This is a genomic window from Streptomyces sp. NRRL F-5727 (genome assembly GCF_000719555.1).
Classification (GTDB): domain Bacteria; phylum Actinomycetota; class Actinomycetes; order Streptomycetales; family Streptomycetaceae; genus Streptomyces.
Map to the genome: position 1 here is coordinate 108,718 of NZ_JOGX01000009.1, position 24,958 is coordinate 133,675.

Consider the following 24,958-nt stretch of genomic DNA (forward strand, 5'->3'; position numbering starts at 1 on the left):
TGCGCCGCCCCCTCGTCCGAGGCGGCGGCATGATCGTCTCCCTGCTGCTCCTGCTGGCAGCCTTCCTCCTCATCCTCGCCAACGGCTTCTTCGTCGCCGCCGAGTTCGGTCTCGTGACCGTCGAGCGCGCGGAGGCCGAGCGGGCCGCGGCCGCCGGCGACCGGCGCGCCCGCACCGTCGTCTCGGCGCTGCGCGAGCTGTCCTTCCAGCTCTCCGGCACCCAGCTCGGGATCACCCTCACCTCGCTCGTCGTCGGCATGCTCGCCGAGCCCGCGCTCGCCGGACTGCTCAGCGCCCCGCTGGCCGCCACCGGGCTCCCCGCGGGCGCCGCCTCCGGCGTCGCCGTGGTGATCGGCATGCTGCTCGCCTCGGCGGTGCAGATGGTCGTCGGCGAACTCGTCCCCAAGAACTGGGCGGTCTCCCGGCCGCTCCAGGTCGCCCGCTTCGTCGCCGCCCCGCAGCGCCGCTTCTCCGCCCTCTTCCGGCCGGTGATCGCCCTGCTCAACCGGGTGGCGAACGGACTGGTCCGCGCCCTCGGCGTGGAGCCCACCGACGAGCTGGACTCGGTCCGCACCCCCGGCGAGCTGGAATCGCTCGCCCGGCACTCGGCCCGCGCCGGCGCCCTCGAACAGGACACCGCCGACCTCTTCGTACGGACCCTGTCCCTCGCCGGCCTCACCGCCGAACAGGTCATGACCCCGCGCGTGAAGGTCAGCGCCCTCCAGTGGGACGCCACCGCGGCCGACGTCCTCAACCTCACCCGCGCCACCGGCCTCTCGCGCTTCCCCGTCTACCGGGACCGCATCGACGAGGTCGTCGGCATGGTCCACCTCAAGGACGCGCTCGCCGTCGCCCCCGACGCCCGCCCGCGGACCCCGGTCGGCCGGATCACCGTCCCGCCGCTCCTCGTCCCCGAGTCACTGCCCGTCCAGGCCCTGCTGGAGCGGCTGCGCCGCGAACAGCCGATCGCCGTCGTCGTCGACGAGTACGGCGGCACGGCCGGCGTGGTCACCCTGGAGGACATCGTCGAGGAACTCGTCGGCGAGGTCCGCGACGAGCACGACACCGCCGCCGACGCCCGCCCCGAGCTGGCCGCCGCGCCCGCCGAGGACGGCCGCCCCGCCTGGGAGGCCGACGGCTCCTGCCGCGTCCACACCCTGCGCCGGATAGGACTCGACGTGCCGGACGGCCCGTACGAGACCGTCGCCGGGCTCGTCGCCGACCTCCTCGGCCGCATCCCCGCCCCCGGCGACCGCGCCGAACTGCCCGGCTGGCGGCTCTCGGTCCGCCGCGTCGACCGCTTCCGGGCCGAACGGGTCCGGATCGTGCGCACCGCCCCGGTGCCGATGGCGGAGGCGGCCCGATGAGCACCCTGCAACTCCTCCTCGCCGTCCTCCTCGTCCTGGCCAACGGCTTCTTCGTCGGCGCCGAGTTCGCGCTCGTCTCCGTCCGCCGCAGCCAGATCGAGCCGCTCGGCGGCGCCCGCGCCGCCCAGGTGCTGTACGGCCTGGAGAACCTGCCGCGGATGATGGCCGCCGCCCAGTTCGGCATCACCGTCTGCTCGCTGACGCTGGGCGCGGTCGCCGAACCGACCGTTGCCCACCTCCTGGAGCCGGCCTTCCACGCCGTCGGCGTCCCCGCCGGGCTGATCCACCCGCTCGGCTATGTGATCGCCCTCGCCGTGGTCGTCTTCCTCCACCTCGTCATCGGCGAGATGGTCCCGAAGAACCTGGCGATGGCCGCGCCGGAGCGGACCGCGCTCTGGCTCGCCCCCGCCCTGGTCGGCTTCGCCCGGCTCTGCCGGCCCGTGACGGCCGCCCTGGGCGCCTGCTCGCGGCTGGTGCTGCGGGCCTTCCGGGTCGAGCCCAAGGACGAGATCGAGGCCGTCTTCACCAGCGTCCAGCTCGGCCGCCTCGTCGAGGACGCCGGGCAGGCCGGACTCCTCGACCCGGCCGAGCAGGAGCGCCTGGAGGACGCCCTGGAGCTGGGCAGCCGCCCGGTCACCGACGTCCTCATCCCGGCCGCCGCGCTGGTCACCGTCCCGCCGTCGGTCACCCCCCGCCAGATCGAGGAGCTGACCGTACGGACCGGCTACTCGCGCTTCCCGGTCCGCGCCGAGGGCCGGCACCCGGGCGTCTTCATGGGCTTCGTGCACGTGAAGGACGTCCTGGACCTGGAGGAGCGGGAGCGGGCGGTGCCGCAGCAGCTGTGGCGCCCGATGGCGACGCTCCGCGCCGAGCTGCCGCTCGACGACGCCCTCACCGTGATGCGCCGGGCGGCCACCCACCTCGCGCAGGTGGCCGACGCCTCCGGGCGGGTCCTCGGCCTGGTCGCCCTGGAGGACGTCCTGGAGATGCTGGTCGGTGAGGTCCGCGACCCCGCCCACCGGCTGTCGCCCGTGCCGGCCTAGGTCAGAACGGGGGGTCCTGCTGGGGGCCGCGGTCCGTCGGACCGCGGCCCGACAGGACCTCCCCGTACGCCTGCATGAGGTCACCGAGCCGGAGCGTGGCCAGGTCGTCGCGGGTGAGGGTACCCGGGTAGCCGGAGAGCCGCAGGTCCCGGTAGGCGCAGGACTTCTCGTACAGGGTGCGCAGGAAGCGTCCGTTGCCCAGCTCGTCGATCCAGCCCTGCTCGACCACGTGGGCGCTGATCGAGCGCAGCTCCTCCAGCGCCTCCTCGTCCCAGCCGTCGCCGTTGGCCGCGGCCAGCACCTCGCCGATCGAGGTCAGTTCGGCCGGCCGGTAGGAGGGGAAGTCGACGCGGGTGGTGAAGCGGGAGGAGAGCCCGGGGTTGGCGGCGAGCAGCCGGTCCATCCCCTCCGGGTAGCCGGCGAGGATGACGACGAGGTGGTCCCGGTTGTCCTCGGCCCGCTTCAGCAGCACCTGGAGGGCCTCGTCGCCGTAGGCGTCGCCCTTGCTGTAGCCGGAGTTGGAGAGCGCGTACGCCTCGTCCACGAAGAGCACCCCGCCGACCGCCGAGTCGATCAGCTCGTTCGCCTTCACCGCCGTCTGGCCGAGGAACTCGCCGACGAGGTCGGCCCGTTGGGCCTCGACCAGATGGTCGCCGCCGAGCAGGCCGAGCGCGTAGAAGACCCGCCCCAGGATCCGGGCCACCGTCGTCTTCCCGGTGCCGGAAGGGCCGGAGAAGACGAAGTGCCGCTTCGGCGGCTGCACCGGCAGTCCCTGCCCGGCCCGCAGCCGGGCCATCTCCAGCTGTGCCGAGAGCGCCTTGACCTGCCGCTTCACCGGCTCCATCCCGACCATGCCCTCCAGTTCGGCGAGGGCCTCGGCGAGCAGCACCGGGTCGGTCGGTCCGGCCGGGAAGCGCGGCGGCCCGGCCGGCGCGGGCACCGGCGAGCTGTGCCGTACGACCTCCGGCGGCGCGGCCGGCACCGGGTCGGGGGAGCGGCGCAGCCCGTCGCCGGGGGCGCCGGGCTCCGTCTCGGGCCCGGCCGCGGTGTCCGTGCCGTCCTGGCCGGGGCCGCCGCCCACCGTGCCGAGGGCGACGGCGGCGAGCCCGGCCTGCTCGTCCATGCCGTCGAGCCCGTCGAAGCCGTCGTACTCGGCGATGGCGGCGAGCCGGGCGGCGGTGTCCATGAAGGCGGGGTCGACGCGGTGCACCGCGCGGTAGAGGGGGAGGGCGGCGGCGCTGCGGCCGGTGCCCTCGTGGGCGCGGGCCAGCCAGTAGCGCAGCTCCTTGCGCTGCGGCTGCTCGCTGCGGCAGCGCATCAGGGCCGCCGAGAGGAGCGGCTCGGCCTGCCCGTACATCTCCAGCCGGACCCGGGCCATGCCGCCGAAGAGACCGGCCTCGATGCCGAGCAGCGGGTCGTCGACGAGCGGCTCGGTGTGCCGGACCAGCTGCTCCCAGTCCTTGACCAGGTAGGCGCGGCAGGCGTGCAGGAAGCGGACCTGCGGGTCGGTGTCGACCGGCGGCAGCTCCGCGAGGGCGCGGTCCAGCTCCGGCACGTGCCGCCCGTCGAGCCAGTGGGAGGCGTGCGCGAGCAGCAGGTCGCGCGGGCTCTCCAGCACCGGCTGAACCCACCAGCCCAGCCAGTACCAGGAGTTGAGGGTGCGGCGGTGCCGGGCGCGCTGTTCCCCGAAGCGCTCGCGGTTGCGGTACATGCGCAGCAGCGCGGCCGTCGTGTCCACCCGGAGCGCGTGCAGCCCCAGCCAGGCGTCCGCCATGCCCGGATCGATCCGGACCGCCGCCCGGAACTCCTCCTCGGCCTGCGGATAGGCGCCCATCGTGTAGGCGTCCACTCCGCGCAGCCAGGCGAGCTCGGCGGGGGCCTGCGCGCCCTGCGTGCCGATGTCCATCGGGTCCCCCACAACCGTCGGCGTATGGACGGGATTTGACCGCACCTGCGGGCATCGTACCTGCGCAGGGGTGGTGCGCTTAAGAAGAAGCGCAAGATCCGGAATCGGTGACCCTGGGTGAGCGCGAGGGCCGGAAGGGGGTCCGGAGGGGTGGGGGAAGGGCAGAACGAAGCCCCCGATCACGGGGGAACAACCGGGGGCTTCGTGTCCGCGGCGGCTGTCGAAAAGCCGCACATTGAGAACGTAAGACCTGTACGCCCCCGGGGTCAAGCGCCGTCGAGGCACTTGCGGAAGCGGAACTCCGAGGGCTCAGTCCGCCACCATCAGGCCGTCACGGTGGGTGATGATCTGGTCCGTGCCCGCTGTCACGGCAGGCCCGGGAAGCCAGTCGTACCCCTCGCCCCGCTCCCGTACCAGGGTGTCGGCGAAGGGCCGCGAAGGGTCCTCGGCGAAATGGCGAGTCTCCGCCACCACCCAGCCATCCCAGAACGCCGCCTGCTCCGGTCCGTCCCGGCGCCGGCCCCGCTCCCAGGACGCCCCGGCCGGCCGCTCCATCCACAGCAGCCACGCCAGATGCGGGCGCAGCTCCCGCCGCCCGGCCCCCACGCCCTCCACCAGCACCACCGGCGCCGGCGGCAGCGCGCGGGCGGGCCCGAAGCGCCGCAGGTTCCAGTCGTACGGCCGGTAGCGCGCGGTCGCGCCGCGGGCCAGCGGCTCCAGGACCTGGTCGCGCAGCCGGCCGGTCCAGGAGAAGAGCTCGTCGTGGCTGGCGAGGTCGTCGAGGCGCAGGACGGGGGCGCCGCCGAGCGCGGCGGCGAGCCGGCCGGCGAGGGTGGACTTGCCGGAGCCGGCGTGGCCGTCGACCGCGACCAGCCGGACCGGTCCGAGCGAGGGCGGCAGCCGGCGCAGCGCGCGCGCCGCGCGGTCGAGGTCGTCCATGCGGCCCAGCGTAGGTCAGGGGCGCTGCCGCAGGTCAGCGAGGTGCCACCGTCAGTGGTCCATACCCATGACGATGGCGGCGACGCGGGCCGAAGTGCTGGCGGAGGCCCCGCGAAGCCGGGATAGTGGGCCCGCGCAGCCCGCCCGATCGCCGTTCCGTCCTCGACTGGGGGTCCTCGCCATGCCCGGATCAGCCTCACGCCGGACCGTCCTCGCCGCAGCGCTCGCGGCCGCCGCGGGCACGGCCGCGGCCGGAGCCGTACCGGCCTCGGCGTCCGAACCCGGCGGCACGGAGGAGGGGGCCGGCCTCCTGGCCCCCGGGACCGTCGCCAACCGCTTCTGGTCCACGTACACCGACTGGCGGTCCGGGGACGCCGACGGCACCCGGGCCGTCGCCGGGCGCCGCCCGGGCCTGGTCCTGGACGCCCCCCTGGGCCGCACCGACTACACCGACCCGCACACCGGGCGCACCTCCGCCTGGGAGTACGCCCGCTGGACCTCGCCCGCACACACCCCGTCCGTGCCCGCCACCGAGGTGATCGCCTCCTGGAACGCCCGCACGCCGGCCGGCACCTGGCTCCAGGTCGAGCTCTCCGGCACCTACGGCGACGGCACCGGCACCCCGTGGTTCGTCATGGGCCGGTGGGCCTCCGGCGACACCGACATCAAGCGCACCTCGGTCGACGACCAGACGGACGGCCGGAGCACCGTCTGGACGGACACCCTCGCCGTGGACGACCCGGCGAGCGGCCTCCGCCTCACCTCGTACCGCCTCCGGCTCACCCTCTACCGCCGCTCCGGCACCACGCTCACCCCCACCGTCTGGCGGCTCGGCGCGATGGCCTCGGACGTCCCGGACCGCTTCACGGTCCCGGCCTCCGAGCCCGCCCTCGCCCGCGAGCTGGCCGTCCCGCGCTACTCGCAGAACACCCACGTCGGCCAGTATCCCGAGTACGACAACGGCGGCGAGGCGTGGTGCAGCCCGACCTCCTCGCAGATGATCGTCGAGTACTGGGGCCGTGCGCCCTCGGCCGCCGACCTGGCCTGGGTGAACCCGGACTTCGCCGACCCGCAGGTCTGCCACGCGGCCCGGCACACCTACGACCACCAGTACTCCGGCTGCGGCAACTGGCCCTTCAACGCCGCCTACGCGGCCGCCTACCCCGACCTGAACGCGGTGGTGACCCGGCTTCGCTCGCTCACCGACCTGGAGACCCTGATCCGGGTCGGCATCCCGGTGATCACCTCCCAGTCCTTCCGCAAGGAGGAGCTGACCGGCGCCGGCTACGGCACCTCCGGCCACCTGATGACGGTCATCGGCTTCACCGCCGACGGCGACGTGATCGCCAACGACCCGGCCTCCCCGACCAACGAGGCCGTCCGCCGGGTCTACCGCCGCCGCGAGTGGGAGAACATCTGGCTCCGGACGAAGCGGTACGACGCGAACGGCAAGGTCAGAAGCGGCACGGGGGGTGTCTGCTATGTCTTCTGGCCGGTCGAGCCGGTGCCGGCTCAGCGACTCGTACTGCGGTCGGTGGGGCTGCTCTGAGAGCGGGGCCCCGGGGCGTCAGCGGCGCTCCGGGATCTCCGGGTAGCGGGCGGCGATCAGGTCGCTCGCCCGGGGGCCGCGGGCGAAGACGAAGTCGGGGGTGTCCAGGGGGCGGCCGGTGAGGCGGTCCACCACGAGCGGGTCGGCGGCGACGCCCGTCGCGGCGTCGACGAGGACGAGGCTCCGCTCCTCGGGGGCCAGCCGGTGGTTGCCCCAGGCCGCCATGACCAGGAGGAGCGGACGCAGGGCGCGGCCGCGGGCGGTCGGCCGGTACCGCGGGTCGCCGGGGTCCGGGTCGGTGTCCTCGGTCTCCAGCAGGCCCTTCGCCGTGAGGGCGGCGATCCGTTCCGTCAGGACCTCGGGGGAGAGGGCCAGGTTCCGGCGGATCTCCGTGAAGCGGGTGTGGCCGTCGAAGACCTCGTGCAGGAGCTCCAGGGTCCACCAGGGGCCGATGGCCTCGGCCGTGCGGGCCAGGGGGCAGTCGGGGATGCGCGGCTTCGGGCCGGCCGCCGGCGGCGGGTCCGTGCGCCCGCTGTCGCGCGCTTCCGGGGAGGGGCTGTTCACCGTCGGCTCCGATCGGCTCGGCGGGCGGAAGGGTCCGATGCCGATTCTGCGCCCTGGCGTCCGCCGGGACGGGCGACCGGAAAGGAAGGGGAAAGATCCGGGCGGAGCCGGGGGCACGTGTGGATTGCGGTGCCGCTCTGTGCAATCGGCATGATCGGCTGGTTGATCTTCACCAGGGCGGTCTCCGGGCCCGGTCAAGTCCACGACGCACGGGTACAGTTGGGCCGCCGCCGCCTCGACGAGCAGCCGGGACGGGTGCGTGCCGACCGGGTCGTTCTCGCAGCGCCGGACGGGTGAACCGTCCACGGTGGGAAGCCGCTACGGGCTCCTGTACGGCGGCGGCCGATACGCCGAGTTCTGGAACATCGCCATGGCCTCCGCGGCCAGGAAGTGAGCGACATGTCCGTTGAACCGATGAAGCGCGACGGCCGCACCGGCAAGTTCCGCCGCATCGCCGAGCGGCCTTACGCCCGTGCCCGGGTGGTGCTGTTCCCGCACGGCGGCGGCAGCGCCAGCTACTTCCGGTCCTGGGCCGCGGCCGTGCCCTGGGACCTCGACTTCCTCGTGGCGCAGTACCCGGGGCGCGAGGACCGCTACTCCGATCCGATGCCGGACGACATCCAGACCCTGGCCGCCGTGCTGGCGGACGGGCCGCCGGTCGACGGTCCGGAGCTCCCGACGATGCTGTTCGGACACAGCATGGGGGCCCTCGTCGCCTACGAGGTGGCCCGCGAGATCTCCGCGGCCGGCCACCACCCGCTGCGGCTCGTGGTCTCGGGCCATCCGGCGCCCGAGCTGAGCAGGCCGGGCACGGTGCACCTCGGCACGGACGAGGAGCTGGTCGAGGAGCTGCGCCGCACCGAGGCGACCCACCGCGACGTCCTCGACAACGCCGACCTCGTCGAGGCGTTCCTGCCCACCATCAGGACCGACTACCGGTTGAGCGAGACCTACCGGCACCGGCCCGGCGCGCGCCTGATCGCCCCGGTCACCGTGCTGTACGGCGACCGGGACCCGGAGATCTCCCCGCGGGAGGCCGAGGCGTGGAGCGACACCACCGAAGGGACGTGCGACGTCCGCGTCTTCGAGGGCGGTCACTTCTACCTGGACCACCACCGCGACCAGGTCGTCGAACTCATCACGGCGTACGCCCGCGCGGCCTTCGACACGTCGGCGGCCCCCTGGCCCTCGGCCCCGTGACCGCCCGCCGACCGCAGGCACCGCACGCACTTCACCCGAACGAGACGAGGGCAGGAGCCCAGTGACCACCGAAGCAAGCCCGCAGCGCCTGGACTTACGCATGAGCCCCCGGGATCTCATCAACATCGGAATCTTCGGGGCTCTCTATCTCGTGACCGTGGGGGTGTTCACCTCCCTGGAGTTCCTCGGCCCCGCGGCGACCCTGGTGACGAGCGCGGTGAGCATCGTCGCGGCGGGCGTGCCGTTCATGCTCTTCCTCACCCGCGTACGGCACGCCGGCATGGTCACCGTGCTGGCGGTCATCGTGAACAGCTTCATGCTCCTCATCGGCAGCCCGCCGATCGGCCTCGTCATCGGCGTGGTGGCCGCGGTGATCGCCGAAGCGCTGCTGTACGCGGGCCGGTACCGCTCGCGGAAGATGAGCGTGCTCGCCTACGCCGTGTTCAGCACCTGGTTCGCCGGGCTGTTCATGCCGATGCTGTACGCCCGTGAGGAGTTCCTCTCCAGCCCGTACATGGAGAGCATGGGCGAGGAGTACACCCGTCAGCTCGACGACCTGCTGTCCCCGGCGGTGCTGATCGCGTTCGACTTGTCCACGCTGGTCTTCGGCGTCATCGGCGGTCTGCTGGGCGTCCGGCTGCTGGACAAGCACTTCCGGAAAGCCGGTCTGGTGTGACCCCGTCCCCGTCGCGGACGGCCCCGGCCGGCTCCCCGGACGCCCACGCGCCGTCCGGGGAGCCGCCCCGGGGGAGGACGCTGGACCCCCGTACCGGCGTGGTGCTCCTGATGGCCGCGAGCATCTCCATCACGGCGCCCGGCGGCCTGTGGTACGTCCCCGCGGCGCTGGCCGCCGGCGTGCTGCTGGCGCTGGTGGAGCGCGCGTGGAAGCGCGTGCTCGCCCTGCCGGCCGCCGCGGCCCTCGCCGCCGCCGTCGCGTTCCTGCTGCCGGCGGCCGCCCCGTGGCCGGTGCTCGGGGTCATCGGCGTCACGGCCGAGTTCACCCTGCGTCTGATCGCGGTGGGCGGCATCGCCGTCCACCTGGTGCGCACGATCCCGCCGACCCGGTTCACCGCCGCGCTGCGCGCGGCGCGGGTGCCGTCCGCCTTCACCGTGTCGGGCGCGGTGATGCTGCGGTTCGCGCCCACGATCGTCAGCGAGGCCCAGGCCGTGCGGGACGCGATGCGGCTGCGCGGGCTCGGCGGCTGGGCGGCCATGCTCCGCCGTCCGCTGCGCGCCATCGAGTACTTCACCGTCCCGCTGATGGCGTCGAGCCTCCGGGCCGCCGAGGACCTCTCGGCGTCGGCGCTGCTGCGCGGGCTCGGTTCCGAGGCCCGGCCGACGGCGATGCACCCGCCGCGGCTCGGCCCGATGGACGCGGCGGCCGCGGGCGTCGCCGTGCTGCTGGCCGTGGCGACGCTGATGTGGAGGGCCGCGGCGTGATCCAGCTGAAGAACGTCCGATGGACCTACCAGGGGCACGACCGCGTCGTGCTCGACGGACTCGACCTGCACGTGCGGCAGGGCGAGACCGTGGTGATGTGCGGGCCGAGCGGCTCGGGCAAGAGCTCGGCGCTGCGGCTCATGAACGGTCTCATCCCCCACTTCCACGAGGGGACCCTCGAAGGCGAGGTCCGCGTCGCGGACGCGCCGATCACCGACCTGGCGCAGGTCGGCAAGGTGACGGGGACGGTGCTCCAGCACCCCCGCCGCCAGTTCTTCACCGACGCCGTCGACACCGAACTGGCCTTCGCGCTGGAGAACTTCGGCACCCCCTCGCCGCGGATCCGGGAACGCGTCGGCGAGGTCGTCGCCGCCTTCGGGCTCGGCGGGTTCACCGGCTCCCTCCGGCAGCTGTCCGGCGGGCAGCAGCAGCGCGTGGCGTGCGCCGCGGCCATCACCCACGGGCCGCCGCTGCTGCTCTTCGACGAGCCCACCTCCAACCTGTCGCCGGAGGGCATCGACGAGCTCACCGGCGCGCTGCGCCACCTCCGCGAGCTGGGCGCGACGCTCGTCATCGCCGAGCACCGGCTGCACTACCTGCGCGACCTCGCCGACCGGATCGTGGTGCTCCAGGACGGCCGTGTCAGCAGGGAGTGGACCAGGGCCGAATTCCCCTCGCTGACCGAGGAGACGCTGCGCGGCGAGGGTCTGCGCGGCCTCGACCCGCCTCGCCGGCCCCCGGTCGCGCCCGCCGACGCGTACGGACCCAGCGTCGCCACCGGGGAGCGGGACGCGGCCCCGGCCGGGCCCGGATCCGGCAGCGACCTGGTGCTGCGCGGCGTCCGCTGCGGCTTCCGCGGCCGGCCCGTGCTCGACATCGCGGAGGCGCGGCTGCCCGCCGGCGCCATCACCGCCGTCACCGGACCCAACGGGGCGGGCAAGACCACCCTGGCGCGGGTCCTGGCGGGCCTGCAGCGCCACTCGGGCGAGGTGCTGCTCGACGGGCGCCCGCTCTCCCGCGCCCGGCGGCAGCGCGAGACCGCGCTCGTCATGCAGGACGTGCAGCGGCAGCTCTTCACGGACAGCGTCACCGCCGAACTGCGCCTCGGCGCGCTCCCGGAGCACGCGGGAGAGGCCCCGGCCGTCCTGGCCGACCTCGGCCTGGAGGGCTTCGGCGACCGGCATCCGCTGTCGCTGTCCGGAGGGCAGCAGCAGCGCCTGGTCGTCGCCACGGCCCGGCTGAGCGGCCGCCGCGTCGTCCTCTTCGACGAGCCCAGCTCCGGCGTCGACCGGCGCCATCTGCGGTCCATGACGCGCACCATGCGCGAGGTCGCCGAGGCGGGTGCCGTGGTCGTCCTCATCAGCCACGACGCCGATCTCCTCACCCTCGCCGCGGACCGGGAACTGCGCCTCACCGCCCTGTGAGGAATGCACGGGGGCGTGGGTGGGGCGCACATTGTGACGCGAAGTCACCGGACGCTAGGTTGGCGATACCGGTGCGGGCCGCGAATGTCTTTCACGTTGGTTTTGCGAATTCCGCGGGACAGCGCGGGAAATGAGGTCTCCACATGTGCGGAATTTCTGGCTGGGTCTCCTTCGAATCCGATCTGACGCGCCGGCGTGACGCCCTCGACGCCATGACCGGGACGATGGCGTGCCGCGGACCGGACGCCTGCGGCACGTACGTGGACACCCATGTCGGGCTGGGGCACCGGCGGCTCGCCATCATCGACCTGCCCGGCGGCACCCAGCCGATGAGCGTGCGCACGCCGGCCGGCGCCGTCGTCCTGGTGTATTCCGGCGAGGCGTACAACTACCGCGAGCTGCGCGACCGCCTCCGGGGGCTGGGGCATTCCTTCACGACGGAGAGCGACACCGAGGTCGTGCTCCACGCCTATCTCGAATGGGGCGAGAGCCTCGTCGACCACCTCGACGGCATGTACGCGTTCGCCATATGGGACGAGCGGGAGCAGAAGCTGGTCCTCGTGCGCGACCGCATGGGGATCAAGCCGCTCTTCTACCACCCCACTCCGGACGGCGTGCTGTTCGGCTCCGAGCCCAAGGCGATCCTGGCCAACCCGCTGGTGCGCAAGGCGGTCGACACCGACGGCCTGCGCGAGCTCTTCGCCCAGACCAAGACCCCCGGCTGGGCCCTGTGGAAGGGCATGCACGAGATGCTGCCCGGCACGGTGATCACCGTGGACCGCGACGGGCTGCGGCAGCGGACCTACTGGAGCCTGAAGGCCGTCGAGCACACCGACAGCCGCGAGGACACCGTGGCGCGGATCCGGGAGATGCTCACCGGGATCGTCGACCGGCAGATGATCTCGGACGTGCCCCAGGGCGTGCTCCTCTCGGGCGGGCTGGACTCCAGCGCGCTCACCGGCCTGGCGGCCGAGCGGCTGGCCCTCCGCGGCGAGCGGGTGCGCACCTTCTCGGTGGACTTCGCCGGCCAGGAGGAGAACTTCGTCCCCGACGAGATGCGGGAGACCCCCGACTCGCCCTTCGTCCGTGACGTGGTGGCCCACGTGGGCTCCGACCACCACGACGTCGTGCTGAACCCCGCGGACCTCTCGGACCCCGCGGTGCGGCGCGCCGCCGTGGCCTCCCGGGACATCCCGAACGGCTTCGGCGACCTGGACAACTCCCTCTACCTGCTCTTCAAGGCGATCCGCGAGCGCTCGACCGTGGCGCTGTCCGGGGAGTCGGCCGACGAGGTGTTCGGCGGCTACCCCTGGTTCCACGTCGAGGCGCTCACCCGGGTCCCCACCTTCCCCTGGATGACGGTCATCCCGCCGCTGAGCCTGGAGTCCCGCACCGACCACATCGAGCCCGGGCTGCGGAAGCGGCTCGACGTGGGCGCCTACACCGCCGACCAGTACGCGGCGGCGCTCGCCGAGGTCGAGCACCTCGACGGCGAGTCGGAGCAGGACCGCCGGATGCGCTCGATCTTCCACCTGCACCTGACGCGCTTCGTCCGCAACATGCTGGACCGCAAGGACCGGCTCTCCATGGCCGTCGGCCTGGAGGTGCGGGTGCCCTTCTGCAACCACGAGCTGGTCGAGTACGTGTACAACACGCCGTGGTCGATGAAGACGTTCGACGGCCGGGAGAAGAGCCTGCTGCGCCACGCGGCCGCGCACGTGATGCCGAGCTCGGTGGTGGAGCGGGTCAAGAGTCCGTACCCCTCGCCGCAGAACCCCGAGTACGCGGCCAACCTCCAGCAGCAGGTGAAGGAGATCCTCGCCTCCCCGGAGACCGAGCTGTTCGCGCTCGTCGACCGGGCCTGGGCGCAGCAGGTCGTGGCGCAGGACCCGGCGGGCATGCCGATGGGCGTGCGGGCCGGCCTGGAGCGGGTGCTCGACCTGAACACCTGGCTGGAGCTGCACGCGCCGGAACTGCTGCTGGACTGAGCGCGCCCGGTCTCCGTCGCGGACGGGTCGGCGGGGGAGTGGCGTGCGGCACACGGGGGTCCGCCGTCCCCGCGGCCCGGCCGGCCGACTGCCGTGCCGCGCGGGGGGCTTCGGGCCCTCGGCGTGTCCCGGGCGGTCCGGGGCGCGGCCGGGGTGTGAGGGACGTCTCTGGTCCGGGGCGGCACCGGTGCCCCATGGTGGTGGGCATGAGCGCCACCACCACCCTCGCCGGCCGTCTCCTCTCGCGCACGCGCACGGGCGGCCCTCAGGACGACCGGGGTCCCGAGCTGCTGGAGCACGTCCTCGGCTGGACCCTCGTCGTCCTCCTCGCCGTCCTGGTCACCCGCGCGGGTCTCATGTGACCGGGCGGCCGGTCAGCGCGCCCCGGCCCACGGGGCCAGGATCCCGCTGACCCGTACGGTCCGGTCGGCCCAGACGGGCCCCGCGGCGAGCCGCGTCCACTCGGCGTCCCGGCGGCCGGGCAGCGTGCGTCCCTGGCTGGCCCAGAGCGAGTACAGCGCCTGGTAGATCGGCGGGTCCGGGTGGACCTGCACGGGTACCGGCGCGGGCAGCGGCACGGAGACCATCGTGGGCACCGGTACGACGGCGGTGGGCGCGGGCGCGTCCGCCGGGGCCGCCGGCGCGGGGACGGGCAGGGGCGCGGCGGCGGGGCGCGGCCCCGGCGCGGGCGTCTCCTCCGGGGCCGGGGCCCGCGCGGGGAGCGGTGCCGGCGCGGAGCCGTCGGGGGCGGGGCCCGATGCGGCCGTCCCTGCCGGAATCCATTGCGGAACCGATTCTTCGCCGCCCGGTTCGGTCTGCCGATGCCGACCGACTCCGCTGGGTGTGGAGTACAGCGTGGTCATGCCGGGACCAACGCGCCCCGCCCCCGCCGGGTCACCGCCGGACGCATTCGAGCGACAGTTCGCCTCTTACCCGGCGCGCCCGGCGGCGCACCGCCCCGCCCGCGCGCCCGCGCACGCCTCTGGTCCTCGCCCCGGAGTCTGACGTACCGTCAGATCTCCTTCGAGGACCAGGAGGTCAGCCGTGGACGACGACCGGCCCGTCGCGCTCGACGAGTACCCCGTGCACCAGGCCCCGCTCTCCATGAAGCACCACGTCAGCGGCGACCGGAACGCCTACGACCGCTGCATCTTCCACGTCTTCGACCACGCCGGCCGCGCGCTGCTCATCGCCGGGCTCGGCGTCTACCCCAACACCGGGGTCGTCGACGCCTACGCCACCCTGCGCACCGGCGACCGGCTGCACGCCGTCCGCGCCTCCGACGCGCTCGGCGACGACCGGATGCGCCTGGAGGTCGGTCCGCTGCGGATCACCGTCGACGAACCGCTCCGCCGCTTCACCCTGAGCTGCGCCGCCGACCCGGCCGACCCCGACGGGCTCTCCTTCGACCTCACCTGGACCGGCGACTTCCCCGCCCTCTGGGAGCCGCACCACCTGCAGCGCACCGGCGGCCGGCTCACCCTCGAAGGGCGCCGCTTCGTCCAGGCCGGCCACTGCGCGGGCACCGTCCGGGCCGGCGGCGAGCGGTTCGAGGTCACGGCGGGGGAGTGGACCGGCACCCGCGACCGCAGCTGGGGCGTCCGCCCCATCCCCGGTGAGGAGCCCGGCCGCGCGGCCGAGTCCCGCCCCGAGGGCTTCCACTGGCTCTGGATCCCCATGCGCTTCGAGGACCGCTTCGTGATGGTCGTCGCCCAGGAGGACGCCGACGGCTACCGCACCCTCAACCAGGCCCAGCTGGTCCGCAACGGCCACCGGGACGTCCAGCTCGGCTGGCCCCGCACCGAGATCGCGTACCGGCCCGGCACCCGCCACCCCGAGAGCGCCGTCGTCCACCTCACCGACCCGAGCGGCAAGCCCCTGGAGATCGGCGTCGAGATCCTCGCCTCCTCCCCGCTCGCCGTCGGCGCCGGCTACCCGCCCGCCGGCGACTGGCAGCACGGCACCTGGCAGGGCCGCGACTGGACCGACCGGCGCGTCTACGACCTCTCCGACCCGGCCGCCCACCCGCTCGCCGCGTACGGCGTCACCGACCACGCGGCCCGCTTCACCCTCGACGGCCGCACCGGCCACGGCATCTTCGAGCACGGCTCCTTCGGCCGCCACGACCCCAGCGGCTTCACCGGCTGACCGTTCGGAAAGGAGGGACGCGATGGCCACCGCCCCCCGTCCCCGCACCACCACCCGCGACCCCGAGGAGCTGGCCGCCCGGCTGACCGCCTGGCTCGACCGCAGGCTGCCCGGCGCCACCGTCTCCGGGCTCGCCGTGCCCGGCTCCAACGGCATGTCCAGCGAGACGCTGCTCTTCGACCTGGAGCACCCGGACGCCCCGGTGCGCGGCTGCGCCCTGCGGCTGGCCGCCGACCCCGCCGCGTACACCGTCTTCCCCGTCTACGACATGGCCCGCCAGCACCGGGTGATGGGGCTCGTCGCCGACCACACCGACGTGCCCGTCCCGCGCGTGCTGTGGCTGGAGGAGGACCCGGAACCGCTCGGCGCCCCCTTCTTCGTGATGGCCCGCGCCGAGGGGCGCGTGCCGCCGGACGTCATGCCGTACACGTACGAGGGGAACTGGCTGCACGCCGCCACCGACGCCCAACGGGCCGTGCTGGAGGCGGAGTCGGTGGCGGTCCTCGCCCGGCTCCACGACCAGTTCCCGGCGAAGGAGGCCGAGTTCCTGCTCCCGGACGGCACCGGCAGCCCGCTGCGCCGGCACGTCGACGCCCAACGCGCCTACTACGCCTGGGTGGTGGACGGACTCGCGCCCTCACCGCTGATCGAGGCCGGCTTCGCGCGCCTGGAGGAGCTGTGGCCGGACGACGAGGGGCCGGCCGTGCTCTGCTGGGGCGACGCCCGGATCGGGAACATCGTCTACGACGGCTTCACCCCGGCCGCCGTCCTCGACTGGGAGATGGCGGCCTGCGCGCCCCGCGAGGTCGACCTCGGCTGGACCGTCTACCTGCACCGCTTCTTCCAGGACCTGACCGTGGGCTTCGGCCAGCCCGGACTCCCCGGCCTCCTGCGCCGCGAGGCGGTCGAGCGGCGGTACGCCGAACTCACCGGGCACACCCCGCGCGCGATGGAGTTCCACACCCTGTACGCGGCGCTGCGGCACGCGATCGTGATGCTGAGGATCGCGTACCGCCAGGCGTACTTCGGCGAGGTCGAGGTCCCCGCGGACCCCGACCGGCTCATCCTGCACCACGCCGCCCTCGCGGCGATGGTGCGCGGCGCCTACTGGACCGAAGTGGGCTGAGGCTCAGGCCGCGCGGCGCAGCTGGGCCGCGCGGATCGGCCGCGAGCCCGGACCGCCGATGTGCGAGAAGGGCTGCGTCCGCCAGTCGAGGCCCTGCGGCAGCGTCAGGAGCAGCGCGGTGTCCTGCTCCTGGACGCCGGCCTCGTCGTCGGCGGAGGGCGCCTCGGCGGCGGGCCGACCGGTGCCCGGGCAGACCGTGAGGGTGAAGGGGTTCCACGCCGACGGGCACAGCGCGTGCTCGGGCAGCGCGTCCTCGTCCGCCAGCAGCGCGATCGGCTGATCGCACTCCGGGCAGATCACGCGGAACATCTCGAACGTGTCGTACGCGTCGAACTCATCGGACGGCTCGACGGAATCAACGGGCTCCAGCATGGAGAACTCCCCCTCGGACAGGTCGGCCGGTACTGTGCGGCCGGGACCACAGCAAGCCCTTCCCATACGGAACTCCGCATAACCGTGAGCGGGCCCCCGACGGCGCCCGCAAACCTGTGGCGTTCGTCACATGCCCGTCGCAGGTGCCGCGCGGAAGCCCATAGCGGTGCATACGGCCCGCACCCGGCTGGGCCCCGGACCCTTCGGCGCAATAGGGTCGGCGCATGGAGGAGCTGGATCGTCAGATCGTGGAGTTGCTCGTCAAGGACGGGCGCATGAGCTACACCGACCTGGGCAAGGCCACCGGCCTGTCCACGTCGGCCGTGCATCAGCGCGTCCGCAGGCTGGAGCAGCGCGGTGTCATCCGCGGCTATGCCGCCGTCGTCGACCCCGAGGCGGTGGGCCTGCCGCTGACGGCCTTCATCTCGGTCAAACCCTTCGACCCCAGCGCCCCCGACGACACCCCCGACCGGCTCGCCGACATCCCCGAGATCGAGGCGTGCCACAGCGTCGCCGGCGACGAGAACTACATCCTCAAGGTCCGGGTCGCCACCCCCCTGGAGCTGGAGCACCTGCTCAGCCGCATCCGCTCCCAGGCCCACGTCTCCAGCCGCACCACCGTCGTGCTGTCCACCCCGTACGAAGCCAGGCCGCCGCGCATTTAGCCTGGTCGCATGAGCGAAAGCCTGAACTCCGGCGAACACCGCACCGTGCTCCTGCGCGGTGGAGAAGTCCACAGCCCCGCCGACCCCTTCGCCACCGCCATGGTGGTGGAGCGCGGTCACATCGCCTGGGTGGGCGAGGAGGGCGCCGCCGACGCCTTCGCCTCCGGCGTGGACGAGGTGGTCGACCTGGAGGGCGCGCTCGTCACCCCGGCCTTCGTGGACGCCCATGTCCACACCACGGCCACCGGCTTCGCGCTCACCGGCCTCGACCTCTCCTCCGCCGCCTCGCTCGCCGAGGCGGCGGAGCTGGTCCGCGCCCACGCCGCCGCCCGCCCCGGGGACCGCATCCTCATCGGGCACGGCTGGGACGCCTCCCGCTGGCCCGAGCGGCGCCCGCTCACCCGCGAGGAGCTGGACGGGCTCACCGGCGGCCGGCCGCTCTACCTCACCCGGATCGACGTCCACTCGGCCGTCGTCACCACCGCGCTCCTCGACCTCGTCCCCGGCGTACGGGAGCTGGACGGCTTCCACGACGGGCGCGCGCCGCTCACCGGCGACGCCCACCACGCCGTCCGCGCCGCCGCGTTCGCCGCCGTCTCCCCGGGCCAGCGCACCGAGGCCCAGCGCGCCGCCCGCGCGCACGCCGCCTCCCTCGGCATCGGCACCCTCCACGAGTGCGGCGGACCGCGGATCTCCTCCGAGGACGACTTCACCGGCCTGCTGGACCTCGCCCGCGCCGAGCCCGGCCCCCGCGTGGTCGGCTACTGGGCCGACCTCGACATCGAGCGGGCCCGCGCGCTCGGCGCCCTCGGCGCGGCCGGCGACCTCTTCGCCGACGGCTCCCTCGGCTCGCACACCGCCTGCCTCCACGAGCCGTACGCGGACGCCGCCGGCCACACCGGCGCCGCCCACCTGGACGCCGCCACCGTCGCCGCCCACGTCACGGCCTGCACCGAGGCGGGCCTCCAGGCCGGCTTCCACGCCATCGGCGACGCCGCCGTGACCGCCGTCGTGGACGGCGTCCGGGCCGCCTCCGAGAAGCTCGGCCTGGCCCGGATCCGCGCCGCCCGGCACCGCATCGAGCACGCCGAGATGCTCACCCCCGAGACGGTCGCCGCCTTCGCCGAGCTCGGCCTCACCGCCTCCGTCCAGCCCGCCTTCGACGCCCTGTGGGGCGGCGACGAGGGCATGTACGCCGAGCGCCTCGGCGCCGAGCGGGCCCGCACCCTCAACCCGTACGCGGCCCTGCTGCGCGCAGGCGTGCCGCTCGCCTTCGGCTCGGACAGCCCGGTCACCCCGCTCGACCCGTGGGGCACCGTCCGGGCCGCCGCCTTCCACCGCACCCCCGAGCACCGGATCTCGGTCCGGGCCGCCTTCACCGCCCACACCCGCGGCGGCTGGCGCGCGGTCGGCCGGGACGACGCGGGCACCCTCGTCCCCGGCGCCCCCGCCGACTACGCGATCTGGCGGACCGGCGACCTGGTCGTCCAGGCGCCCGACGACCGGGTGGCCCGCTGGTCCACCGACCCCCGCTCCGGGACGCCCGGTCTGCCCGATCTGTCCCCCGGTGCCGACCTCCCCGTCTGCCTCCGGACGGTCGTGTACGGACAGACGGTGTTCGTACGGCCGAACGAGTGATGTCCGGTTGACGGCCACCCGGATGTACGCACCACGGGTTCGCCCCCGACCTGCGGATCTTCCCGCCCGGCCTGCGGCTTCTCGGGAACCCCGCAGGTCAAACGGGTGTTGACAGCCGACCGGCCCGGCCCGGTAGGTTCTCCCGCGTCCACCACAGGACGTCCGACCGGACCACACCTCCTCGCCGACGCCGACCGCCGCCCGCGCCTCGGCCGCGAGGGAAGGTTTCACCGGCGGAAGGTGCGACCCGGGTGGGGCCCGGACGTTCAGTAGACAACGGCCTTCGGTCGATCCGCAGCCAGCGGGTCCCGGGTCGGACCGAAGGACGTCGGGCCCCGCACCGCACGCTCCCGCGCCGGCGTCGCACGTCTCACACCCCGCAGGACCAGACCACGCCGGAGACCTCGCTAAGGTGGGGGCCTGTGTCTGTATCCGAAGGGGCAGTAGTGAACGACGGTGGCGTGAGGCGTTACGGCCCGCTCGGCAAGGCTTTGGTGATCATTCCGACCTACAACGAGGCGGACAACATCAGGCCGATCGTCGCGCGCGTACGGGAGGCCGTCCCCGAGGCGCACATCCTCGTCGCCGACGACAACAGCCCGGACGGCACCGGCAAGTTCGCCGACGAGCTCGCGGCCGACGACGACCACGTCCACGTCCTGCACCGCAAGGGCAAGGAAGGGCTGGGCGCCGCCTACCTGGCGGGCTTCCGCTGGGGCATCGAGCACGGCTACGAGGTCCTCGTCGAGATGGACGCCGACGGCTCCCACCAGCCCGAGGAGCTGCCCCGGCTGCTCACCGCGCTGAAGAGCGCCGACCTGGTCCTCGGCTCCCGCTGGGTGCCGGGCGGCCGGATCGTGAACTGGCCGAAGTCCCGCGAGTTCATCTCCCGCGGCGGCAGCCTCTACTCCCGCGTCATGCTCGACGTCCCGATCCGCGACGTCACCGGCGGCTACCGCGCCTTCCGCAAGGAGACCCTGGAAGGCCTGGGCCTGGAGGACGTCGCCTCGGCCGGCTACTGCTTCCAGGTCGACCTCGCCCGCCGCGCCGTCGCCGCCGGCTTCCACGTCGTCGAGGTCCCCATCACCTTCGTCGAGCGCGAGGTCGGCGACTCCAAGATGAGCCGCGACATCCTCGTCGAGGCCCTCTGGCGGGTCACCGGCTGGGGCCTCACCGCCCGCGCCGAGAAGGTGGGCAGGCTCCTCGGCCGCAAGCGCGGCTGACCCCCCCTCCGCACCCCCGGCCCGGACCGCCCCGCGCGGTCCGGGCTGATCTTTTCCTTACGACGTTCCTGCGGGGCGCCAGGCACACTGGACGGCATGACGACCGGCGCACCGCCCCCTCACGCCCCCCAGCGCTCCCGCGCGCGCACCCTCCTCCCGCTCGGCCTCGCCGCCTGGCTGGTCGTGGAGATCTGGCTGCTCACCGTCGTGGCGAACGCGGCGGGCGGACTGACCGTGCTGCTCCTCCTCGTCGGCGGCGCCGTCCTCGGCGCCACCGTCGTGAAGCGGGCCGGCCGCCGGGCCTTCGCGAACCTCGGCTCCACCTTCCAGCAGGCCCAGGCCGCCGCCCAGAGCGGTACGGTGCCGGGCGCGGCCGACCGGAAGGGCGCCGAGGACCGCAACGGCTTCCTGATGCTGGGCGGCCTGCTCCTGATGATCCCCGGCCTGATCTCCGACGTCGCCGGACTGCTGCTGCTCGTGCCCCAGGTCCGTACGGTCCTCGGGCGCGCCGCGGAGAAGGCCGTCGAGCGCCGGATGGCCGCCGCGCCTCCCGGAAGCCTCCAGGACGCCTTCCAGCAGGCCCGTATCCACCGGCCGGACGGGAAGGTGGTCCAGGGCGAGGTCATCCGCGACGACGCGCCCCAGGGCCCGTACGGGCCCGGCGACGCACAGCGCCCGCCGCTGACGCCCTGAGCGGGGGCGTCCGGGCGGGGAACGCCGAGGGGCCCGGTACACGGATCGTGTACCGGGCCCCTCGGCGTTGCTCCTGCCGTGGCGTCCGTCAGGCGGACTTGCGGCTGTCGCGCGGGTGCACCGCGATGTTCATGGCGCCGGAGCGCAGGACGGCCAGCCTCTCGGCGAGGACCTCCTCCAGCTCCTCGCGGGTACGACGCTCCATGAGCATGTCCCAGTGCGTACGCGCCGGCTTGCCCTTCTTCTCCTCGGGTCCGTCGCCGTCCACCAGAAGCGCCTGGCTTCCGCAGACCTTGCATTCCCACTCCGGCGGAATCTCCGCCTCCACCGAGAAGGGCATCTCAAAACGATGGCCCTTCTCGCATGCGTACTCCACGGCCTGGCGCGGGGCCAGATCGATGCCGCGGTCGGTCTCGTAGCTGGTCACCACGAGGCGCGTGCCGCGAAGAGCTCGCTCACTCATGAATCGTGCCTCCCGGGCTTGTCGCCCACAGGACAGGTGTCGCTGTCGTCGTCATCCGGTCAACGTCCGGTCGGCGATAAAGATTCCCGTTCCGGGTCATGCGTCGCCCGTCGTGCCGCCCCTTGTTGTACCCACCAGTGCCCGTTTTGTCACATCTGGCGGCAGATGTGACACGGCGTCTTCACCAAAGCAGCACGCAGTAACGGTCCGCCTGGCAGGCCAAACGCGTACACTACCGGCCTTTCACTTCCGCGTCTAAATTCGCTCGGGTACGACATTGCCCGCCTCGTGCGCGGCGTCCCGTACGGGGACCCTGGCGAGCAGGGCGAAACCGGCCACGAAGAAGATCACGAGAGAGATGATGGCAGCTCGATAGCTGTCCGTCAGCTGATACACGAGGCCGAACATCAGCGGACCCAGCCAGCTCAGTCCGCGGTCGCTCAGCTCGTACGCCGAGAAGTACTCCGCCTCCTTCCCCTCCGGCACCAGGTGCGAGAACAACGAGCGGGACAGCGCCTGGGTGCCGCCCATCACGAGCCCGATCGCCGCCGCCAGGCAGTAGAAGAAGACCGGCGCCCCGGCCGGCAGCAGGTAACCGGCCACGAGGATGACCGTCCAGACCACCAGTGCGCCCAAGATCGTCCGCTTGGCGCCGTACGTCCGGGCGAACCGCGCCATCAGCAGGGCGCCCGCCACCGCGAGCACCTGCACCAGCAGCACCGCCGTGATGAGCGTGGTCTTCTCCAGGCCCAGCTCCTCCTCGCCGAAGATCGCCGCCTGCGAGATCACCGTCTGCACCCCGTCGTTGTAGACCAGGTAGGCGAGCAGGAAGGCCAGCGTCAGCGGGTGCGCGCGCATGTCCCTCAGCGTCGACCGGAGCTGGCGCCACCCCGCGCCGACCGCCCCCTCGCCCGCCGGCCGGCCGGCGCCGGCGGGAGCGGTCGGCAGCCGCCGGTCGCGCAGCCGCTTCAGCGGGATCAGCGCGAAGGCGCCCCACCAGAGCCCCGCCGAGGCCAGACAGATCCGGACGGCCTCGCCCTCCTCCAGTCCGAAGGACTCGTGGCCGGAGTACAGCACCAGGTTCAGTACCAGGACCAGGGCGCCCGAGGTGTAGCCGAAGGCCCAGCCGCGCGAGGAGACCTCGTCGCGCTCCTCCGGGCCGGCGATCTGCGGCAGATAGGCGTTGTAGAGCATCATCGCCACCGCGAAGGATGCGTTCGCCACGATCAGCAGGAAGGCGCCCAGCAGGTAACGGGTTCCCTCCAGGAAGAACATGCCGGTCGTCGCGCCCGCCCCCAGGTACGCCGCCGCCGCGAGCAGCGGCTTCTTGCGCCCCCGGCGGTCCGCCGCCGCGCTCACCAGCGGCATCGCCACGATGGCCACCACCAGCGAGACGGAGACGGCGTACGGGAAGAGCGACCCCGGCGCCACGGGTATGCCCAGCGGGTACACCAGCCCGTCCTCGCCGCCGGCGGCGTTCTCGGCCACCGACTTGAGGTACGGCCCCAGGAACACGGTCACGACACTGGTCGAGTACACCGAGCAGGCGAAGTCGTAGAAGTACCAGCCGCGCTGTTCCCGTCTGCGTCCGGCAGGATCGGTGGTGGGCCCCTCAGGACCGGTCGTCTCGGCGGTCACGGCCGCACGCCCCCTCGTTCGTCCCCGTCGCCGGGACGCCCGCGCGCCCTCAGGCCCAAGTCCCGCGGGCGACGAGGACCTCGCGCAGCGTCTCCAGATGATCGGTCATGATGCCATCGACCCCCAGGTCCAGCAGAGAGTCCATGCGCTCCGGATCGTTCACGGTCCACACGTGCACCTGGAGCCCGCGCGCGTGCGCCGCGCGGACGAAGCGGCGGTCCACCACCCGGATCCCGCCCTGCGTCTCCGGGACCTGCGCGGCGACCGCGCCGGCCCGCAGCGGGGCCGGCAGCCCGAGCGAGCGCATCCGCAGCGCCGCGACCCCGCTCACGCCGTACGAGGTGGCCAGCCGGGGGCCCGCGAGCCGCTGCGCCCGGGCCACCCGGGCCTCGGTGAAGGAGCCGACCAGGACCCGGTCCCAGGCGTCGGTGCGGGAGATCAGGTCCACCAGCGGGGCCAGCGCCGACTCGGTCTTGAGGTCCACGTTCCAGCGGGCCTCGGGGAACTCCTGGAGCAGGTCCTCGAAGAGCGGCAGCGGCTCCTTGCCGGCCACCCGGGCCTCCCGGACCGCCGCCCACGGCAGGTCGCGGATCAGACCGGTGGCGTCCGTCACCCGGTCCAGGGTCGCGTCGTGGAAGGCGACGAGCACGCCGTCGGCGGTGGTGTGCACATCGGTCTCGAAATAGCGGAAGCCCGCCGCGGCGGCCCGGCGGAAGGCGGCCGCGGTGTTCTCCAGGCCGTCCGCCGTGCCGCCCCGGTGGGCGAAGGGCAGCGGGTGCGGGTGGTCGAGGTAGGGGTGGCGTACGCGAGTCACCGCCGCAGTATGGCGCCTTCCGGTGACTCCGCGGCGACCCCGGTGCCGACGGCGGCCGGCTCCGGGACGGCGAAGAGGCGCAGGAAGAGCTGGGCGAGCGGGCCGATGGACAGCGCGTAGAGGACCGTGCCCACGCCGACCGAGCCGCCGAGCAGGAAGCCGGTGGCGACGACCGTGATCTCGATCAGGGTCCGGATCAGCCGGATCGACTGCCCGGTGAGGCGGTGCAGACCGGTCATGAGGCCGTCGCGGGGCCCCGGGCCGAAGCGGGCCGCGATGTAGAGACCGGTCGCCACCCCGTTCAGCGTGATGCCGAGCACCAGCAGGGCGATGCGCACGGCCGGCCCGTGGCCCCCGGGCAGCAGGGCCAGGGTGCCGTCCATCGCCGCGCCGATCACCAGGACGTTCGAGACCGTGCCCAGGCCCGGCCGCTGCCTCAGCGGGATCCACAGGAGCAGGACCAGCGCGCCGACGATCGTCAGGACGACACCCATGGAGAGACCGGTGACCTCCGACAGGCCCTCGTGCAGCACGTTCCACGGCTCCAGGCCCAGGCCGCTGCGGACGAGCATCGCCGAGCTCACGCCGTAGAGGGCGAGGCCGGTGTAGAGCTGGACGAGCCGGCGGGTCAGATGCCGGCCGCGCGAGCCGGAGGCGATGGACATGGACGTGCCCCCCTGAGGTGGTGACGGGTGTCGGGTTCGCGGCCCGGTGTGGTGACGGTGGACCGACTCATGACACTCTGTGGCGGGAGAACG

At 73.7% G+C, this 24,958-nt stretch carries 25 protein-coding genes; 16 read left to right on the forward strand and 9 right to left on the reverse strand.

Going from position 1 to position 24,958, the window contains the following annotated elements:
• Nucleotides 1-29 precede the first annotated feature (29 nt).
• Entirely contained in the window at nucleotides 30-1,367 is a 1,338-nt protein-coding gene (locus IF73_RS0109810) for a hemolysin family protein (protein WP_031005648.1), read from the forward strand.
• Nucleotides 1,364-2,410 carry a hemolysin family protein gene (locus IF73_RS0109815; protein ID WP_031005650.1) on the forward strand — a complete coding sequence of 349 codons (1,047 nt, stop codon included), beginning with the start codon at nucleotides 1,364-1,366 and terminating at the stop codon, nucleotides 2,408-2,410. Before IF73_RS0109810 ends, IF73_RS0109815 begins: the two co-directional genes overlap by 4 nt.
• A gap of 1 nt (nucleotide 2,411) precedes the next feature.
• Here the strand turns inward: IF73_RS0109815 and IF73_RS0109820 are convergent, their stop codons facing one another.
• Together IF73_RS0109820 and IF73_RS0109825 are read right to left on the reverse strand one after the other, a co-directional pair.
• Nucleotides 2,412-4,316, reverse strand: a complete 1,905-nt coding sequence (locus IF73_RS0109820; RefSeq protein ID WP_031005652.1) for an AAA family ATPase — start codon at nucleotides 4,314-4,316, stop codon at nucleotides 2,412-2,414.
• A 309-nt stretch (nucleotides 4,317-4,625) separates the two neighbouring features.
• Nucleotides 4,626-5,255 carry a uridine kinase family protein gene (locus IF73_RS0109825; RefSeq protein ID WP_031005654.1) on the reverse strand — a complete coding sequence of 210 codons (630 nt, stop codon included), beginning with the start codon at nucleotides 5,253-5,255 and terminating at the stop codon, nucleotides 4,626-4,628.
• Nucleotides 5,256-5,436: 181 nt separating this feature from the next.
• On the opposite strand from IF73_RS0109825, the gene IF73_RS0109830 reads away from it, so the two are divergent.
• Nucleotides 5,437-6,804 (forward strand): peptidase C39 family protein, encoded by a 1,368-nt coding sequence (locus IF73_RS0109830; RefSeq protein ID WP_031005656.1) that lies wholly within the window; start codon nucleotides 5,437-5,439, stop codon nucleotides 6,802-6,804.
• Between the two features lie 18 nt (nucleotides 6,805-6,822).
• Here the strand turns inward: IF73_RS0109830 and IF73_RS0109835 are convergent, their stop codons facing one another.
• Nucleotides 6,823-7,368 (reverse strand): winged helix-turn-helix transcriptional regulator, encoded by a 546-nt coding sequence (locus IF73_RS0109835; RefSeq protein WP_199806630.1) that lies wholly within the window; start codon nucleotides 7,366-7,368, stop codon nucleotides 6,823-6,825.
• Nucleotides 7,369-7,627: 259 nt separating this feature from the next.
• On the opposite strand from IF73_RS0109835, the gene IF73_RS42565 reads away from it, so the two are divergent.
• From IF73_RS42565 to IF73_RS39450, 7 genes are all read left to right on the forward strand, one after another.
• Nucleotides 7,628-7,762, forward strand: a complete 135-nt coding sequence (locus IF73_RS42565) for a hypothetical protein (protein ID WP_267883568.1) — start codon at nucleotides 7,628-7,630, stop codon at nucleotides 7,760-7,762.
• 5 nt (nucleotides 7,763-7,767) lie between these two features.
• Nucleotides 7,768-8,568, forward strand: a complete 801-nt coding sequence (locus IF73_RS0109850) for a thioesterase II family protein (protein WP_199806631.1) — start codon at nucleotides 7,768-7,770, stop codon at nucleotides 8,566-8,568.
• Nucleotides 8,569-8,668: 100 nt separating this feature from the next.
• Nucleotides 8,669-9,244: an MptD family putative ECF transporter S component gene (locus IF73_RS0109855; protein ID WP_051716642.1), complete on the forward strand. Its 576-nt coding sequence runs from the start codon at nucleotides 8,669-8,671 to the stop codon at nucleotides 9,242-9,244.
• Nucleotides 9,245-9,354: 110 nt separating this feature from the next.
• Nucleotides 9,355-10,008, forward strand: coding sequence for an energy-coupling factor transporter transmembrane component T family protein (locus IF73_RS0109860; RefSeq protein ID WP_199806632.1), 654 nt, complete (start codon nucleotides 9,355-9,357; stop codon nucleotides 10,006-10,008).
• Nucleotides 10,005-11,432 carry an ABC transporter ATP-binding protein gene (locus IF73_RS0109865; protein WP_051716649.1) on the forward strand — a complete coding sequence of 476 codons (1,428 nt, stop codon included), beginning with the start codon at nucleotides 10,005-10,007 and terminating at the stop codon, nucleotides 11,430-11,432. The genes IF73_RS0109860 and IF73_RS0109865 overlap by 4 nt, the downstream gene beginning before the upstream one ends.
• 143 nt (nucleotides 11,433-11,575) lie before the next feature.
• Entirely contained in the window at nucleotides 11,576-13,420 is a 1,845-nt protein-coding gene (gene asnB, locus IF73_RS0109870) for an asparagine synthase (glutamine-hydrolyzing) (RefSeq protein WP_031005669.1), read from the forward strand.
• Between the two features lie 206 nt (nucleotides 13,421-13,626).
• A complete protein-coding gene (locus IF73_RS39450; protein ID WP_234338195.1) occupies nucleotides 13,627-13,782 on the forward strand; it encodes an SCO1431 family membrane protein in 156 nt (51 codons plus the stop codon).
• A gap of 12 nt (nucleotides 13,783-13,794) precedes the next feature.
• Here the strand turns inward: IF73_RS39450 and IF73_RS41930 are convergent, their stop codons facing one another.
• Nucleotides 13,795-14,283 (reverse strand): hypothetical protein, encoded by a 489-nt coding sequence (locus IF73_RS41930; RefSeq protein ID WP_234338196.1) that lies wholly within the window; start codon nucleotides 14,281-14,283, stop codon nucleotides 13,795-13,797.
• A 181-nt stretch (nucleotides 14,284-14,464) separates the two neighbouring features.
• Here IF73_RS41930 and IF73_RS0109885 point away from each other — a divergent pair, with 181 nt between their 5' ends.
• Entirely contained in the window at nucleotides 14,465-15,568 is a 1,104-nt protein-coding gene (locus tag IF73_RS0109885) for a DUF7064 domain-containing protein (RefSeq protein WP_031005673.1), read from the forward strand.
• A 22-nt stretch (nucleotides 15,569-15,590) separates the two neighbouring features.
• Nucleotides 15,591-16,694, forward strand: coding sequence for a phosphotransferase family protein (locus IF73_RS0109890; protein WP_031005674.1), 1,104 nt, complete (start codon nucleotides 15,591-15,593; stop codon nucleotides 16,692-16,694).
• A 3-nt stretch (nucleotides 16,695-16,697) separates the two neighbouring features.
• Here IF73_RS0109890 and IF73_RS0109895 read toward each other — a convergent pair whose 3' ends face one another.
• Entirely contained in the window at nucleotides 16,698-17,066 is a 369-nt protein-coding gene (locus tag IF73_RS0109895; RefSeq protein ID WP_234338197.1) for a hypothetical protein, read from the reverse strand.
• Nucleotides 17,067-17,290: 224 nt separating this feature from the next.
• Here IF73_RS0109895 and IF73_RS0109900 point away from each other — a divergent pair, with 224 nt between their 5' ends.
• From IF73_RS0109900 to fxsA, 4 genes are all read left to right on the forward strand, one after another.
• Nucleotides 17,291-17,731, forward strand: coding sequence for an Lrp/AsnC family transcriptional regulator (locus IF73_RS0109900; protein WP_030493658.1), 441 nt, complete (start codon nucleotides 17,291-17,293; stop codon nucleotides 17,729-17,731).
• Nucleotides 17,732-17,740: 9 nt separating this feature from the next.
• Nucleotides 17,741-19,369: an amidohydrolase gene (locus IF73_RS0109905; RefSeq protein ID WP_031005677.1), complete on the forward strand. Its 1,629-nt coding sequence runs from the start codon at nucleotides 17,741-17,743 to the stop codon at nucleotides 19,367-19,369.
• 446 nt (nucleotides 19,370-19,815) lie between these two features.
• Complete coding sequence (locus IF73_RS0109910; RefSeq protein ID WP_031005679.1) at nucleotides 19,816-20,592, forward strand: polyprenol monophosphomannose synthase; 777 nt, start codon at nucleotides 19,816-19,818, stop codon at nucleotides 20,590-20,592.
• Between the two features lie 96 nt (nucleotides 20,593-20,688).
• Nucleotides 20,689-21,285 carry an FxsA family membrane protein gene (gene fxsA, locus IF73_RS0109915; protein ID WP_031005681.1) on the forward strand — a complete coding sequence of 199 codons (597 nt, stop codon included), beginning with the start codon at nucleotides 20,689-20,691 and terminating at the stop codon, nucleotides 21,283-21,285.
• Between the two features lie 88 nt (nucleotides 21,286-21,373).
• Here the strand turns inward: fxsA and IF73_RS0109920 are convergent, their stop codons facing one another.
• From IF73_RS0109920 to IF73_RS0109935, 4 genes are all read right to left on the reverse strand, one after another.
• Nucleotides 21,374-21,748 (reverse strand): RNA polymerase-binding protein RbpA, encoded by a 375-nt coding sequence (locus IF73_RS0109920; protein ID WP_026278069.1) that lies wholly within the window; start codon nucleotides 21,746-21,748, stop codon nucleotides 21,374-21,376.
• Nucleotides 21,749-22,003: 255 nt separating this feature from the next.
• The gene (locus IF73_RS0109925) at nucleotides 22,004-23,386 is read right to left on the reverse strand and encodes an MFS transporter (RefSeq protein WP_031005684.1); all 1,383 of its coding nucleotides are present in this window, start codon (nucleotides 23,384-23,386) and stop codon (nucleotides 22,004-22,006) included.
• A 49-nt stretch (nucleotides 23,387-23,435) separates the two neighbouring features.
• Nucleotides 23,436-24,200 carry a glycerophosphodiester phosphodiesterase gene (locus IF73_RS0109930; RefSeq protein ID WP_031005686.1) on the reverse strand — a complete coding sequence of 255 codons (765 nt, stop codon included), beginning with the start codon at nucleotides 24,198-24,200 and terminating at the stop codon, nucleotides 23,436-23,438.
• Nucleotides 24,197-24,865, reverse strand: a complete 669-nt coding sequence (locus IF73_RS0109935) for a YczE/YyaS/YitT family protein (RefSeq protein ID WP_031005689.1) — start codon at nucleotides 24,863-24,865, stop codon at nucleotides 24,197-24,199. Before IF73_RS0109935 ends, IF73_RS0109930 begins: the two co-directional genes overlap by 4 nt.
• Nucleotides 24,866-24,958 lie beyond the last annotated feature (93 nt).